The 14,631-nt window shown below is 34.2% G+C and carries 13 protein-coding genes; 9 read left to right on the top strand and 4 right to left on the bottom strand.

All coding sequences use genetic code 11. The features are described from left to right. Window positions 1-172: 172 nt before the first annotated feature. Window positions 173-1,072 (bottom strand): lysophospholipid acyltransferase family protein, encoded by a 900-nt coding sequence (locus CF599_RS15115; protein WP_121966833.1) that lies wholly within the window; start codon window positions 1,070-1,072, stop codon window positions 173-175. Between the two features lie 254 nt (window positions 1,073-1,326). Here CF599_RS15115 and CF599_RS15110 point away from each other — a divergent pair, with 254 nt between their 5' ends. Further along, window positions 1,327-1,977, top strand: a complete 651-nt coding sequence (locus CF599_RS15110) for a rhomboid family intramembrane serine protease (protein ID WP_121966832.1) — start codon at window positions 1,327-1,329, stop codon at window positions 1,975-1,977. 93 nt (window positions 1,978-2,070) lie between these two features. Next, window positions 2,071-2,766, top strand: coding sequence for an SIMPL domain-containing protein (locus tag CF599_RS15105; protein WP_121966831.1), 696 nt, complete (start codon window positions 2,071-2,073; stop codon window positions 2,764-2,766). 52 nt (window positions 2,767-2,818) lie between these two features. Here the strand turns inward: CF599_RS15105 and CF599_RS15100 are convergent, their stop codons facing one another. Together CF599_RS15100 and CF599_RS15095 are read right to left on the bottom strand one after the other, a co-directional pair. Next, entirely contained in the window at window positions 2,819-4,510 is a 1,692-nt protein-coding gene (locus CF599_RS15100) for an acyl-CoA synthetase (RefSeq protein WP_121966830.1), read from the bottom strand. Window positions 4,511-4,776: 266 nt separating this feature from the next. Continuing rightward, window positions 4,777-5,745, bottom strand: coding sequence for an aminodeoxychorismate synthase component I (locus CF599_RS15095; RefSeq protein ID WP_121966835.1), 969 nt, complete (start codon window positions 5,743-5,745; stop codon window positions 4,777-4,779). Window positions 5,746-5,790: 45 nt separating this feature from the next. Between CF599_RS15095 and CF599_RS15090 the strand changes: the two genes are divergently transcribed. The 3 genes from CF599_RS15090 to CF599_RS15080 all read left to right on the top strand — a co-directional run bounded on the left by CF599_RS15090 (window position 5,791) and on the right by CF599_RS15080 (window position 8,616). Further along, the gene (locus CF599_RS15090) at window positions 5,791-6,369 is read left to right on the top strand and encodes an aminodeoxychorismate/anthranilate synthase component II (RefSeq protein ID WP_121966829.1); all 579 of its coding nucleotides are present in this window, start codon (window positions 5,791-5,793) and stop codon (window positions 6,367-6,369) included. Between the two features lie 332 nt (window positions 6,370-6,701). Next, entirely contained in the window at window positions 6,702-8,129 is a 1,428-nt protein-coding gene (mdtD, locus tag CF599_RS15085) for a multidrug transporter subunit MdtD (RefSeq protein WP_121966828.1), read from the top strand. Window positions 8,130-8,190: 61 nt separating this feature from the next. After that, on the top strand, window positions 8,191-8,616 hold the full coding sequence (locus CF599_RS15080) for a GNAT family N-acetyltransferase (protein ID WP_121966827.1): 426 nt from the start codon (window positions 8,191-8,193) through the stop codon (window positions 8,614-8,616). A gap of 43 nt (window positions 8,617-8,659) precedes the next feature. On the opposite strand, the gene CF599_RS20085 is transcribed toward CF599_RS15080, so the two are convergent. Next, window positions 8,660-8,842 carry a Txe/YoeB family addiction module toxin gene (locus CF599_RS20085; RefSeq protein WP_121966834.1) on the bottom strand — a complete coding sequence of 61 codons (183 nt, stop codon included), beginning with the start codon at window positions 8,840-8,842 and terminating at the stop codon, window positions 8,660-8,662. Between the two features lie 1,222 nt (window positions 8,843-10,064). On the opposite strand from CF599_RS20085, the gene CF599_RS15070 reads away from it, so the two are divergent. Genes CF599_RS15070 through CF599_RS15055 form a run of 4 tightly spaced genes read left to right on the top strand, consistent with a single transcriptional unit; the run spans window position 10,065 to window position 14,628 of the window. Next, entirely contained in the window at window positions 10,065-10,727 is a 663-nt protein-coding gene (locus tag CF599_RS15070) for a succinate dehydrogenase cytochrome b subunit (RefSeq protein ID WP_121966826.1), read from the top strand. 2 nt (window positions 10,728-10,729) lie between these two features. Next, entirely contained in the window at window positions 10,730-12,649 is a 1,920-nt protein-coding gene (locus CF599_RS15065) for a fumarate reductase/succinate dehydrogenase flavoprotein subunit (RefSeq protein ID WP_121966825.1), read from the top strand. 11 nt (window positions 12,650-12,660) lie between these two features. Beyond that, window positions 12,661-13,413 carry a succinate dehydrogenase/fumarate reductase iron-sulfur subunit gene (locus tag CF599_RS15060; RefSeq protein ID WP_121966824.1) on the top strand — a complete coding sequence of 251 codons (753 nt, stop codon included), beginning with the start codon at window positions 12,661-12,663 and terminating at the stop codon, window positions 13,411-13,413. Between the two features lie 12 nt (window positions 13,414-13,425). After that, the gene (locus CF599_RS15055) at window positions 13,426-14,628 is read left to right on the top strand and encodes a porin (RefSeq protein WP_121966823.1); all 1,203 of its coding nucleotides are present in this window, start codon (window positions 13,426-13,428) and stop codon (window positions 14,626-14,628) included. The last annotated feature ends 3 nt before the right edge of the window (window positions 14,629-14,631 follow it).

Raw genomic sequence — 14,631 nt, 5'->3', positions numbered from 1 at the left:
TCTTCGGATAACCTATTTACAGGTGTAAAGATCGGTTATCCGAGTTAAGAGGATGATTTAAAGCATATTATAGATATGAAAAGCTCCGATAAAAGTTTTTATCGGACACTGATGATAAAAAAATAAAGAAATAAAAAAAATCCTCTTGATCAGAAGAGGATTGTATAATTTGTTATTTTATGTTTTCAGGCTTATGGCCTCTGTGCTTCCATCGTTTATGCGTCCAGAAGTAATATTCAGGAGCTTTTCTAATTTGTTTTTCTACTTCTGCTAAGAAGCGTTGTGTGATTTCATAGTTAGGAATATCTTTAGATGATTCTCCCTCTTTTAGCAAGGGAACAAAAGTGGTCTGATAGTGTCCTCTTTTTACATATTCCACTTTAAGATACATTGGTATCATATCAAACTTCTTACATAGTGCTTCACCACCTGTATACACAGGAACTTCTATTCCCATAAAGTCTTGCCAACAGTTGGCTTGACTTATCATAGGTGATTGATCACTTATAAAAGCATAAATACCATGATTCTTATTTACCTCATTTTGTCTAATTACACGGATAGTTTCTTTCATTTCTACTAATATAGTATCGAATCTAGAACGCATCTTTTTAAATAATCCATCGAAGTAAGGATTATTTATCTTTTTATAAACAGCATATCCTTGAAACTTAATGTATTTATCTAGGATAATCATCCATTCCCAATTAGCATAATGTGCACAGAACATTAATATACTCTTACCTTGTTTTTCTACTTCTAATACGGTGTCTAGATTGGTAAATGTAAATCTCTTTTTTAAGTCTTCTTCTGAGATCGTCAGTGTCTTTGCCATTTCTAAGAAGATATCACATAAGTGTTTAAAAGACTCTTTTTCAACTCGCTTAACTTCTTGATCTGATAGTTCAGACATAGTCAGACGAATATTCTCACGTACTGCCTTTTTTCGATATCCGACAACAGTGTATAACAAAAAGTAAAATACATCAGACATAAAATAAAACAATGGAAACGGCATCTTTGAGATTAACCAGATTATAGGGTAAGCGATTATATATATAATGAAATTCATTTGTTCTGTTTTGTGCAAAGATAGGGGAATACCTTAAAACTGCAACTACCCTTTACTGCGAATGAATTCTACTTCACATAGCTTCAATTAGCTCTAAAACCACACTACAGTGTGCTTTAATTACTAATCTTACTCTGTTTTGTATAATTCATTCTCGTTTAAATGTTTTTTGCAGATTTAAGGTAATACAATAATCTAACACAAATTTAATAGATGAGTGCAGAACAATTCTTATTTTTATCAAAATGTTTTTTATGGGAGATATCTCTACAGTTACTTTAGTGCTATTGGCATTAAATGGTTTAGTAACCTATCAAGGGTTGAATGATTTTAATTTTTTTAATAAGTATTGCTTTGATATCAATCAGATCAATAGAGGAGAGCGTTATCGCTTTTTTACAGCGGGCTTTTTACACGTTGATTGGATGCACTTTGCATTTAATATGTTGACACTGTATTTCTTCGCTGATATCATTATATATACTTCAGGAGTCTTTTATTTCCTTGTTATTTATTTAGTGAGTCTTTTAGTAGGGAATGTATTGACCTATCAGTTTTATAAAGCAAAACCTTATTATAGAGCTGTTGGGGCATCAGGTGCTATTATGGGGGTATTATATGCTGCTATTATGCTAAATCCTGATATGATGTTAGGAATATTCTTTGTTGTACCGGTGCCTGCGTATGTATTTGCAGTAGGGTATTTATTGTATTCACTTTACGGGATGAAGAAGAATAATGATGGTATAGGACATACTGCTCATATTGGAGGTGCTATAGCAGGATTAGTATTGATGCTGATAAAGTATCCCGTACTATTACAAACAGAATATAAATTAATAGGTATACTGCTTATCCCAATGGCAATCTTAGTTGGGATGTATAGAAGCAATAGACTTCAATAGACTTTTTTTGGCAATTATTTATGATAAGGGAACTTTGAACAGAACCTTTTTTAGATACATTTGTAACTAAGAAAAGCAAAAAGAAAGTCAATTATGAAAAAAATGTCAATCATGTTCGCGTCTATATTAATGACAACAACAGCAATCGTAGCACAAGATAATCACGGTGTAATCGCTCCGCAGATCCAAGTGAATGGGATAGGTAAAGTAAGTGTAACACCAGATAAAGTAATTATCAGAGTAGGAGTAGATAATAGAGATGAAACTGCAGCTGTTGCAAAAAAGACAAATGATGCAGCTATTGCTACAGTTATCAAGTATATCAAATCAATGAAAATAGAAGATAAAGACTTACAGACTCAAAGAGTAAGCCTTTATAAATCTAGAGATTACGAAGAGAAGAAAGATTACTTCACAGCTTCTCAGACATTAACGATCACACTTACTGATGTAGCTAAGTATGAGAAGTTAATGATAGGTCTTACAGAGTCAGGTATTAATAAAATAGAAGGAGTAGACTTCCAATCGTCTAAAACTGCAATGTATGAAGCAGAAGCTCGTACTTTAGCTGTAAAAGAAGCTAAACAAAAAGCAACTGATTACGCTAACGCATTAGGACAAAAAGTAGGTAAGGCTATCTTAGTATCTGATAGTAGTGCTAATTCACCTATCATCGTTAGACCGATGTATATGATGAAAGCATCTGCAGGTGATATGAATGATCAAACTTTAGCTTTAGGTGAATTAGAAGTTGTTTCTAATGTATCTATTAGCTTTTCATTAGAATAGTAGTTTTTTATATTTAAAAAAGGGCTGTCAGTTATCTGACAGCCCTTTTTTCTTATTTTGTATAGTCATATTCTAATGCTACTTCTTGTTTTTTAGCGATGCGCTCAGCTTGCAGTGCTCTAAGTTCTACACGCTTAATCTTACCACTAATCGTTTTAGGTAACTCAGTTACAAACTCTATTTTTCTAGGCATTTTATAAGGTGCTAAGTGCTCACGTGAGTATTTAAATAACTCAGTAGCTAGCTCTTTAGTAGCTTTAGTATGATCACTTAGAATAATAAATGCTTTTACTTCAAAGCCTTTCACAGCATGTGGACTTGCTACTACGGCAGACTCTACCACATCATGATGTTCTAATAATACACTTTCTACCTCGAATGGCCCGATGCGATAATCAGATGCTTTGATAACATCGTCATCTCTACCGATAAACCAGATATAACCATCCTCATCTTTATAAGCTTTATCTCCAGTGTAGTATAATCCATGTTTGAATACTTCAGCTTGTTTTACTTTGTCATACAGATACTCTTTAAAGATACCGTTTAACTGATCAGTACCTGTCTTAACGCAGATATTACCTTCTTCATTGATAGCTACTTCTTTCCCATCTTCATCAGCGATAACGATATCATATAAGAATGTAGGTTTACCCATAGAGCCATACTTCAGTTTAGCATTAGGATAGTTAGCAATCATACAAGTACTCTCTGTTTGCCCAAAACCATCTCTAATGATAAGTCCTGTTCCCTCTTTCCATTCCTCTATAATCTCGGGGTTTAACGGTTCTCCTGCAGCTACACATTTCTTTAAGCTAAAGTTGTATTTCTTTAAATCTTCTTGAACAAAGAAACGCAATACAGTCGGAGGTGCACATAGAGAAGTTACTTGATGTTTCTCTATCATTTCTAATGTTTTGGCAGCATTAAATCGCTCTTTAGTAGCAAAAGCGAATATTGTAGCACCTACATTCCAAGGAGCAAATAAACTACTCCAAGCGAACTTAGCCCATCCAGGCTGTGATATATTATAGTGAATATCGTTACGTGTTAATCCTATCCAAGCGGTAGTTGTTAGATGACCGATAGGTTGGCTTAATTGTGTGTGACATACGATCTTAGGCATACCTGTAGTACCTGAAGTAAAGAATAAAAATAAGGTGTCATCAGGTTTAGTCATTTCACCTTTAGCTTCCTTGCTTTGTTCATCTAATACGGTTAGTGGATACCATCCATCTCTCTGCCCATCTACGATAATCTTAACAGGGATAGTAATACCAGACTCTTTCTCAGCCTGATCTATCTTCTCTACATTATCGCTATCTGCTAATATAACCTTAGGTGTAATCTTTTGGAATCTGTATACCAAGTCTTTTACTCCTAATATACTAGCTGCAGGAGATAGTCTATATCCTGCCTTAATAGCTGCTAAGTGTGTAACCCAGTTAATACGTTGAAGCATCATCTGTGTAAGGATTACATCGTCCTTCTCAATTCCCTTAGAACGTAGAAAGTTGATTAATTGGTTATACCTGTCGTGTAGTGTTTGGAATGTATAATGATGAGTCACCTCTCCATCTGTCCATAATAATGCAGTCTTCTCAGGTGTCTCTGTTACGTGTATATCTTCATACACTTCTTGTACCCAGTTAAAATACTCAGGCTTCTCGATTTTTAGATCATGTAAGGCATCGTAATCCTGATCGATGAGTAATTCACCGATTTGTTTATACAAATCTTTCATTCTTAAATTAGTTTTTGGTTATGGGAATATACAGATTTATGATGTATATAAAAATTTAAAAATGAAAATATTATAGGTATAATGCTTGTTTAGAAAGAAAATGATTAAATAAAATACAATTAAAAGTGTAGTATATTGGCAATAGTGCAATCTAAAGGGACTGCAGTATTATGTTTTTTTTGTTTTTATTAGTAAGATGTCTTTATCGCCTTTAAAATGATAAAAATGCATTTATATGGTAATTACCATAAAATTATTAGCATTTATTAGTTCGGGATGTATATTTTTTGAAGTAATTCTTCATACTCCATCGTAACATTACTAGAAGAAGTTATACCTCCACCACTTTTATAGACATAATTATTACCTTGTTGTTCTATAAAGCGGATCATTACAGCGCTATCTAAATGTTCTCCATCATAGATACCACAGATACCAGTGTAATAGTTACGCTTATATTGTTCTGATTCATTAATGATTCTAATCGTACTTTCTTTAGGAGAGCCTGTGATAGAACCTGCAGGAAGAAGTTTATTGAGTATAGAACCTATTCTATCATGCCAATCGGGAGTCAAATCTCCTGCAATCTCAGAACTCATCTGTAGGATAGGACCTTTAGAAGTCTCTAGTTGATCAAGGTATCTAAATCTGTTTACTCTGACTTTTTTAGAAACAATATTCAAATCATTGCGAATTAAATCAACGATAGTATAATGTTCTGCTGTTTCTTTTTTGTCACTTAGGAGCGTTTCACTAGCATTGGGGATATCTGCTTTTATCGTTCCTTTCATTGGAAAAGAGTAGATTGTATTGTCTTTAATTTGAACAAATATCTCAGGAGAGAAGCAAGTGAACTGATCTTTAATCCATAATTTATACTTTGCCTTAGCAGTATTATAGATTTCATTTAAGGAGCCTGAATAAGCTAAAGGTGTTGCTACCGTTAGATTTGTTAAGTATGTATTGCCTAATTGTAGCTCTCGTTTTACAATGTCAAATTTACGCTGATATGCTTCGAAACTAAGAGGATATGCTTCGATTATAGGTGTGTGAGAAGGTACTTCTGATAGGTGATTACTGACACCTTGGAAGTTGTATTTAATCTCATCACCAGAGACTTCTGATAACGGCTTTATGATACACTCTTTTCCGTTATAACTAATGATAAAAAGAAAGGGAATTCTCTGAGCTCCTAATGAGTTCATAAGTGAGATAGTTGTATCTTTGAGCAGCATATTAATCATATCAAATTTAAGATTCCAAAAGTACAAAAATAGTTTATGAGTGAAATCAAACAAATTGTTATAATAGATAATCACGATTCATTTACTTATAATTTAGTTCAGTTGTTTGATGAGAACGAGTACTGTTCTATATCAGTTATACCTGAAGATGAGGTAGTACTAGAGTCTTTAGATTACTTCGATATGATTGTTTTATCTCCCGGACCTGATGTGCCAAGTAGTTATCCGATCTTATTTCAAATTTTAGATAGGTATAAAGGCGTAAAACCAATCTTAGGAGTATGCTTAGGACATCAGACTATCGGTCAATATTTTGGATCTACTTTAATTAATCTTCCTTCTGTTTATCACGGACAGTCTAGTGTACTTCATATACTTAGTCCAGATTTATTAATAGGTGATATAACAGAGTCTATCTCAGTAGGACTGTATCACTCATGGGCATTGTCTAAAGATAACTTCTCTACCGAACTCGATATTATAGCAGAGAGTGCAGATGGAGTAGTGATGATGATACGTCACAGAGAATATAATATCAGAGGAGTACAGTTTCACCCCGAATCTTTCATTACTTCACATGGTAAGGATATTATTGACAATTGGATTCAACAGTAATCCTCCATTACTACACTTGTATTTTAGTTTATAAATAGCCTAGTTAAAAGTCAGTTGCAGATTTAAGGAATATACTATAGAGTAAGTTTATCGTCAAATAAGGGGATTTAAATGTCCTTATTGGTTATCTGATAAATATAATATAGCTAAAAAAACAAATTATCAATTATAGTAACTTAGAATAAATAATTGGCAAATAACCTAATTTCACATTGTTTTATATCATTTTGTAGATCAGAAATATCTATCTAGTTTATAGCATAAAGGAGTAAGGAAGCCTTAATTTTGCAGTGTTAAAAGAGATTTGTTAATTACATAATGATTAAGATAAGATGAAAGCAGGAGTAATAAAAGATGAGAGAACACGTAAATATTTACCTTGGCTAGGTGCTCTAGCGATATTTATGCAAGCATTAGATGCTACTATATTAAACACGGGATTACCTTCTATCGCCAAGAGTCTAGGTGAATCACCCTTAGGGATGCAGAGTGTCATCGTATCCTACACCCTTACAGTAGCTTTGTTAATTCCCTTAAGTGGATGGTTAGCAGATAAGTTTGGAACTAAGAATATCTTTATACTAGCCGTAGGGTTATTTACTTTAGGATCTGTCTTTTGTTCTATCGCTATGACCTTAGATCAACTAGTTTTAGCGCGTATCTTTCAGGCTATCGGAGGAGCGATGATGGTACCCGTAGCACGTTTAACCTTGATATATGCCTATCCCAAAAATCAATTGCTTAAAGTAATCAACTTTATTACTATACCAGGATTGATTGGTCCTATGCTAGGTCCTGCAGTAGGAGGATTCTTAGTAGAGAAGCTGTCTTGGCACTGGATATTCTTAATTAACGTACCAGTGGGGATTATCGCCGTTATCTTTGCGCGTAAGATTATTCCTAACTTCACAAATACTGTAGGGCGTTTTGACTTACTCGGTTGGGTGCTTTTTAGTGGAGGATTAACTACGCTAACTTTAGTTATCGAGAAGTGGAATAGCCCAGGTATATCTTCTGCTCAATTAGTCACACTATTTATCGTAGCTGTATTAATGGGAGTAGCCTACGTATTCTATGCTAAGATGGTTAAAGATCCACTGATAAAAGTTAGCCTATTTAAAATAATGACTTTGCGTTTAGGCCTTATTGGTAATCTAGTTACTAGATTTGGGATAGGAGGGATGCCACTGATGATTCCTTTATTACTTCAAGTAGGATATGGATATTCAGCCATGTATGCTGGACTGATGATGATCCCCCAAGCATTATCTAATCTCGTATCACGTAACTTCGTTGTGCCTATTGTTAGAAAGTTTGGGTATCGAAGTACTTTAATAACTAATACAATAATGACAGGGCTTTTAATAAGTTGTTTCTTCTTCGTTACACCTCATACACCATATTGGGTTATTATCCTCTTAATGATAGGTAATGGAGCGTTTAACGCAATACAATTCACGTCAATGAACACAATATCTCTTGCAGATTTAGATCAAGAGACATCTAGTGAAGGAAATAGCTTATTATCCGTGACACAGCAGTTAGCAGTTAGTTTAGGTATTTCGTTATCTTCTATGGTACTGATGATGTTTCAGAACAGTACAGTAGCTACTTCAGGAGATAGTATAGCTGTATTTAGATATACCTTTTTAGTGATGGGAACTATCACAGTACTTTCTAGTTTTGTATTTACAAAATTAAGTAAAGATGCTGGCGCTAGTATGTCAGGAAGTAGAGTATACTCTGAAGACAAGAAATAAATAATTCCATTCTTTGTATAACTATAGAAATAGTACTATTTTAGAATATAGAATCGATGCTATGCAAATCAGAAATATGGAAGTAAAGGATGCTACTACAGTAGCAGACTTATTAGAGCAAATGGGATATCCCAATACAGAACATTTCTTGCCAAATAGAATAGAGCAGATGAGTCAGTGTGATAGAGAAGCATTATTAGTGGTAGAAGAGGAAGGACAAGTAATTGCTTTTATATCCGTTCATTTCATTCCTCAGATCGCGTTAGAAGGTGACTTCGCTAGGATAAGTTACTTTGCGGTAGATCAGAATATCCGCAGTAAAGGCGTTGGTAGGCTTGTAGAAGAACACATCACAGAGCTAGCTAATGCTAGAGGATGTGATAGAATAGAGCTTCACAGTCATAGTAGAAGAGCAGATGCTCATCGTTTTTACTTTAGACAGGGGTATGAAGAGGTGCCTAAATATCTAGTTAAACATCTAAGATAATTATAGAAGTCATTAACTGAGGTTAGTGGCTTTTTTGTATTTTTCATTTATCAGAATAGTAATTTAATGCGGCTATTACTGTAACGGTTATTTCAGTATCATTAATTTGATAGATAAGTCGGTCTCGTTTATTAATTCTTCGTGACCATAAACCTTTAAGTTGATATTTAAGTTCTTCAGGATCGCCCTCACCAATTTTGGGATGATTTTCTAACTCTTTAGTTATTTCTCTCTACTTTATATCCTATCACTAGACTATAAACCGACTGCTACAAACAAAAAAAGAGAAATACTTTTTTTGTTTTATTCTTATCTTACCGTTCTAAAACTCCAATATAGCAGTGACTTTCCTACTTTTTTTTCTAAAATACCTTCAATATGGACTTATAAGGCATAGTTTTCAAAAAAGTCACTTACTTTTTTTGTTTGGTATTTTTAATTAAGTATTTGATATTTATTGTTTTAACTGTTTTTTGTTTCGCTAAGCCTTTTTCTATTACCCCTCTCAATCCCAACAGGAGTCAGTACTCATGCTAAGCTGCTCGACAGTTGCTCGAGTATTCGTCGTAAATAGTCGCTCTGAAAAAGATTAGTCGAGTAATGGTTCTTGTATTGATAGGAAATCTACGACTAACTGAAGAGAGGAATTAAAAAGGGGATGAATAAAGGAGAAATAGAAAGTACAGTTTTAACAATTATAGAAAAGCACGAAAACTACTATATCACTAGTTTTTTTTTGTGCTAAAATGTCTAGGGTAGTTTTTTTTGTTGTTTTGAGACAAGAGGGGGTTGTTGTTAAAAGAGAATAATGTGTGATTTTGAATAAAAACAGCAAGTTTTCTTTTGTGCATCGATTGAGAAAAATGAGTGAAGTCTACAAGGTTTTGCCCTCTAGTCGTATAATGTGTCCTCTATGATTAATTGCTGAAATATTAAAAAATCTCATTTCGTGAACTATATTTTTATTGAGTGTTTAGATAAATAAGAATATTAATGAGAATAGTTGTTTTTACTAGGTTTGAGAGGGTTTTGTGTTCGAATAATATAATAAATAATCAGATGTAGGCTTTGGTTTACTCTGTTAAAGCTAATTAATTGCTTAAAATAGTTGTTTGTGGTATAAAAGTTGTGTTTATGTTAATTAAATAATAGTATATGTAGAAGTTTTAATACTATTTATACTGATTCTATACTTTATTAAAGGTATTTATTTTTTCATAGAAACTTAATTATGTTAAAAATATTTGATAATTTTAAATAGTTATTCAGAAAAGGTATGATATTTTTTAGATGTTAGTTAATGTATGTAGCTAGTGTGGAAAAGCGAAAAAGGGCTGATATATGTCAGCTTAGCAGGTATACTAAAGTTATACTTTTAACATATTATAAAAGATAAATATTTATAACGATAATAAGGATTCATTAATTATTAAAAACAAGGTACAAAGATGAACACACTCTCACGCAAGATTGTAATGGCCGCGACAGGATTATTTCTTTGCTTTTTCCTATTGATTCACTGTTTAGGAAATATGCAATTATTTATGGAGCCAGAACAAGCAAGATTAAGTTTTAATGCGTATTCGCATTTCTTAACAGGAAACCCATTAGTAAAGATGGTTTCTTATGTTTTATATGCTTCTATCATAGGGCATGCTATCTATGCTTTAATAATTACTTCTAAGAATAAAGCTTCTGGAGGTACTTATAAAAAGGACAATAGAGGTAGAGCTAGCAAATGGTATAGCCGTAATATGGGAGTACTTGGTACAATAGTTTTAATCTTTATTGTATTACACTTCGCCAATTTTTGGTATGTATATAAATTCGGTCAAACAGAATTAGATTTAGCAGGAAATAAAGATCTATATCTTGTAGTAGCAACAGCTTTCCAACAATTATGGTTAGTAGTGATTTATGTTATTGCTATGATAGCATTATGTTACCACTTAATCCACGGTATTAGTAGTGGAGTGAGAACATTAGGTTTGTTTCACCCTAAGTTCGTACGTTGGGTAAACATTATTGGAGTTGCTTATTCAGTACTTATCTGTGTAGGTTTTGCTGCAATGCCAGTCTTTATGTACATCACTAACCCTCTTAATCTATAGTTATGAAATTAGATGCAAAAATACCACAAGGACCATTAGAAGAAAAATGGCTTAATTATAAAAAAACTGCTCGTTTAGTTAACCCTGCGAACAGAAAGAAATTAGATGTTATAGTAATCGGTACTGGATTAGCAGGAAGTTCATTAGGTGCATCTCTAGGAGAGATGGGGTATAATGTAAAAGCTTTTTGTTTTCAAGATACTCCTCGTCGTGCGCACTCTGTAGCGGCACAAGGAGGGGTGAATGCTGCTAAAAATTATAAGAACGATGGTGACAGTGTGTACCGTATGTTTATAGATACATTAAAAGGAGGGGATTTTAGAGCACGTGAGGCTAACGTATATCGTCTAGCAGAGTGTTCTCTTAACTTGATCGACCAAGCAGTAGCTCAGGGAGTTCCTTTCGGTAGAGAATATGGAGGATATTTAAACAATAGATCATTCGGTGGTGTTCAGGTTAGTAGAACATTCTACGCTAGAGGTCAAACGGGACAACAATTATTATTAGGTACTTATCAAGCGTTAATGCGCCAAGTAGATAAGAAATCTGTACAGTTATATTCTTCTCATGAGATGCTTGACATCGTAGTTATCGATGGTAAAGCTAGAGGAGTTGTAGTGCGTAATCTAGAGACTGGAGAAATAGAGAAGCATTCAGCGCATGCTGTGGTATTAGCTACAGGAGGATTTGGTAAGATTTATTACCTATCTACATTAGCGATGGGATGTAATGGATCTGCGATCTGGAGAGCACATAAAAAAGGAGCATACTTCGCTTCACCAAGTTGGACACAAATACACCCAACATCACTTCCTCAATCTGGGGATTATCAATCTAAGTTGACATTAATGTCTGAGTCATTGCGTAATGATGGACGTATTTGGGTTCCTAAAAAAGCAGATGATACTAGAGAAGCTAATGATATTCCTGAAGAAGAAAGAGATTACTACTTAGAGCGTCGCTACCCTGCATTCGGTAACTTAGCTCCTCGTGATATATCATCTCGTGCAGCGAAAGAGCGTATTGATGCTGGACATGGTGTAGGACCATTAAAAAATGCAGTATACTTGGATTTTTCTAAGGCTATTAAAGAACAAGGGCAACCTAAAATCGCTGAGAAGTATGGTAACTTATTCCGTATGTATGAGAAGATTACAGGTATCGATGCATATAAAGAACCAATGAAGATATCACCTGCAGCTCACTTCTCTATGGGAGGACTATGGGTAGATTATGAATTAATGACTACTATCCCTGGATTATTTGCATTAGGTGAAGCTAACTTCGCTGATCACGGTGCTAATAGATTAGGTGCTAACTCATTATTACAAGCTTCTGTAGATGGATACTTCATTGCTCCATATACAATAGCTAATTATCTAGCGGATCAGATTAGAGTAGGTCATATCTCTACAGATCACCCTGAGTTCGATAAAGTAATTAAAGAGAATCAAGATAAAATAGACCAATTATTAAGTATCAAGGGAGATAAGTCAGTTGACTACTACCACAAAAAACTTGGTAAGTTATTGTATGATTATTGTGGTTTAGCTAGAACTGCTGAGGGATTAACTTTTGCTATTGAAGAGATTAAAAAGTTAAGAGATGAATTCTACAAAAACGTTAATGTTACTGGGGAAAATGATACAATGAATGCTGAATTAGAGAAAGCAGGACGTGTAGCAGATTACTTAGAAATAGGAGTGTTAATGTGCTATGATGCCTTAACAAGAAATGAATCTTGTGGAGCACACTTTAGAGAGGAGTTCCAAACTGAAGAAGGGGAAGCAGAACGTAATGATGCTGATTTCCAATATATCTCGGCGTGGGAATGGCCAGGATCATTAGAACAGGAACCAATCTTAAACAAAGAAGAGTTAAAATTCGAATTCGTACAACCAACTATCCGTAGTTACAAATAATTAGAAAGTCTATGAAACTGCATTTAAAAATATGGAGACAAAAAAATCGTAAATCACAAGGTAAAATTGTTGATTATACGTTAGAAAATGTGAATCCACATATGTCTTTCTTGGAGATGTTGGATACATTAAATGAGCAATTAATCGTAAATAAAGAAGAACCAGTAGAGTTTGACCACGACTGTAGAGAAGGTATTTGTGGACAGTGTGGTGTAGTCATTAATGGTAATCCACATGGACCATTAGAGAATACAACTACTTGTCAACTGCATATGCGTGAGTTTAAAGATGGTGAAACTGTATTGATAGAACCTTTTAGAGCAAAAGGATTCCCTGTTAAGAAGGATTTAAAAGTAGATAGAAGTGCGTTTGACCGTATTATATCTGCAGGAGGATATGTATCAGTTAATACTGGTCAAGCGCCAGAAGCTAATACTATTCCAGTATCACATGAGACAGCAGAAGCAGCGTTTGACTCTGCGGCTTGTATCGGATGTGGTGCTTGTGTGGCTACATGTAAGAATGGTAGTGCTGCATTATTTACATCTGCTAAGATTACTCAATTAGCTATCTTACCTCAATCACAAGAAGAGCGTAAAGAAAGAGCATTGAGAATGATCTCTCAGATGGATGCTGAGGACTTTGGACACTGTTCTAACACAGAAGCGTGTGAAGTAGAATGTCCACAAGGTATCTCAGTCCTTAATATCGCACGTATGAATTATGAATATAATCGTGCAAGCTTTTTGAAGTTTAAAAAATAAAAATATAAGCCTATGAGAACTCTCACACTCAATAATAGCTTAAAAATGAAATTATTAGTTGGAGCAGGTTTAATCTGCTCCACTATATCCTTTGCCCAAGAGGTAGAGAATGATACAATCAAAGTCTTTGAAGACAAGATTATTCTTAATCCAGAGCCACAGAAGTATCCTCAGTTTAAAGTAGGAGGTGTATTCCAAACAAGATATCTAGACAACTTTAAAAAGGGTGTTGATATCGATGGACAACATCACTCATCAACACCAGAGAAGACTACTTATTCTAATAATTCTTTTGATATCAAAAGGATGCGTGTGTCAATGAATGCTAAGATTACTGAAAATCTAGAGGTAACGACATTAGTTAACTTTGCGGATTTTAAAAACAAGGACGTAAGTACAAGAGTTTTAGAAAATGCGTATGCAAAGTATACTGTTAATCGTTATTTTCAAATTACAGTAGGACAGTTCAGACCACTGTTTGGGATGGAAGAAACTTACCCAGTAGACATCGTGAAGTCTATCGACTACTCTAATTCTTATTATCTTTTTGGAAACAATGGATGGATGAGTTTTCAAGTTGGAGCAGCGATCACTGGTAGTGTGGATCTAGGTAAAGTACCTATGAGTTATGGTTTCTCTGTAACTAATGGAAATGGAAAGAATAAGTCAGATAGTGACGATGGTAAACATTACTCTTCTCGATTCTTATTTAACCTAGATAAGAAACACAATCTTAATGTAGGTGTAAGTGGAGGTATCGGAGAAGTACAAAAAGAAAATGTGTATGCTGTAGGTGTGGAAGCAACAGCTAAATTTCCAATCAATGATCGTTGGTGTTTAGACTTCCAAACTGAAGCAAAACAAGGAACGAATCACGATGCGTTCTTTAAATTAGAGGCAGATAAACGCCTTGGAAAGTTAGATAATTACATTATGAAGAGTTTTTATATCCTACCTAATATTCGATATGAAGTAGGTAAGAAACACTTCCAAGCCATAGAGTTTGCGTGTCGTTATGAATATCTTGATGCAGAATCAAAGTTGAATTCAAATGCTCGCCAATCACTTACCCCAATGTTTAGTTTAGAATTCTTAAAGAATTATGGAGCTAGAATACAAATAGGTATGCAGATTGACAACTTTAAAGAGAACATAGAGAATTCAAAAACGTACAATTCTAATCTAGCCTTTGTACAATTACAATGTAGATTCTAATCG

Origin of the sequence: Myroides sp. N17-2 (assembly GCF_002286775.1) — a bacterium.
Taxonomy (GTDB): Bacteria; Bacteroidota; Bacteroidia; order Flavobacteriales; family Flavobacteriaceae; genus Flavobacterium.
The sequence above is the reverse complement of the archived record's forward strand: the minus strand, read 5'-3'. Positions and strand labels throughout refer to the sequence as shown.

Excerpts from the sequence above, each read along its gene's own strand:
- CF599_RS15105 (WP_121966831.1), top strand. The coding sequence starts at position 2,071 with ATGAAAAAAATGTCAATCATGTTCGCGTCTATATTAATGACAACAACA.
- CF599_RS15055 (WP_121966823.1), top strand. The coding sequence starts at position 13,426 with ATGAGAACTCTCACACTCAATAATAGCTTAAAAATGAAATTATTAGTT.
- CF599_RS15095 (WP_121966835.1), bottom strand. The coding sequence starts at position 5,745 with ATGCTGCTCAAAGATACAACTATCTCACTTATGAACTCATTAGGAGCT.
- CF599_RS15065 (WP_121966825.1), top strand. The coding sequence starts at position 10,730 with ATGAAATTAGATGCAAAAATACCACAAGGACCATTAGAAGAAAAATGG.
- CF599_RS15090 (WP_121966829.1), top strand. The coding sequence starts at position 5,791 with ATGAGTGAAATCAAACAAATTGTTATAATAGATAATCACGATTCATTT.
- CF599_RS15060 (WP_121966824.1), top strand. The coding sequence starts at position 12,661 with ATGAAACTGCATTTAAAAATATGGAGACAAAAAAATCGTAAATCACAA.
- CF599_RS15110 (WP_121966832.1), top strand. The coding sequence starts at position 1,327 with ATGGGAGATATCTCTACAGTTACTTTAGTGCTATTGGCATTAAATGGT.
- mdtD (WP_121966828.1), top strand. The coding sequence starts at position 6,702 with ATGAAAGCAGGAGTAATAAAAGATGAGAGAACACGTAAATATTTACCT.
- CF599_RS15115 (WP_121966833.1), bottom strand. The coding sequence starts at position 1,072 with ATGAATTTCATTATATATATAATCGCTTACCCTATAATCTGGTTAATC.
- CF599_RS15100 (WP_121966830.1), bottom strand. The coding sequence starts at position 4,510 with ATGAAAGATTTGTATAAACAAATCGGTGAATTACTCATCGATCAGGAT.
- CF599_RS15070 (WP_121966826.1), top strand. The coding sequence starts at position 10,065 with ATGAACACACTCTCACGCAAGATTGTAATGGCCGCGACAGGATTATTT.
- CF599_RS15080 (WP_121966827.1), top strand. The coding sequence starts at position 8,191 with ATGCAAATCAGAAATATGGAAGTAAAGGATGCTACTACAGTAGCAGAC.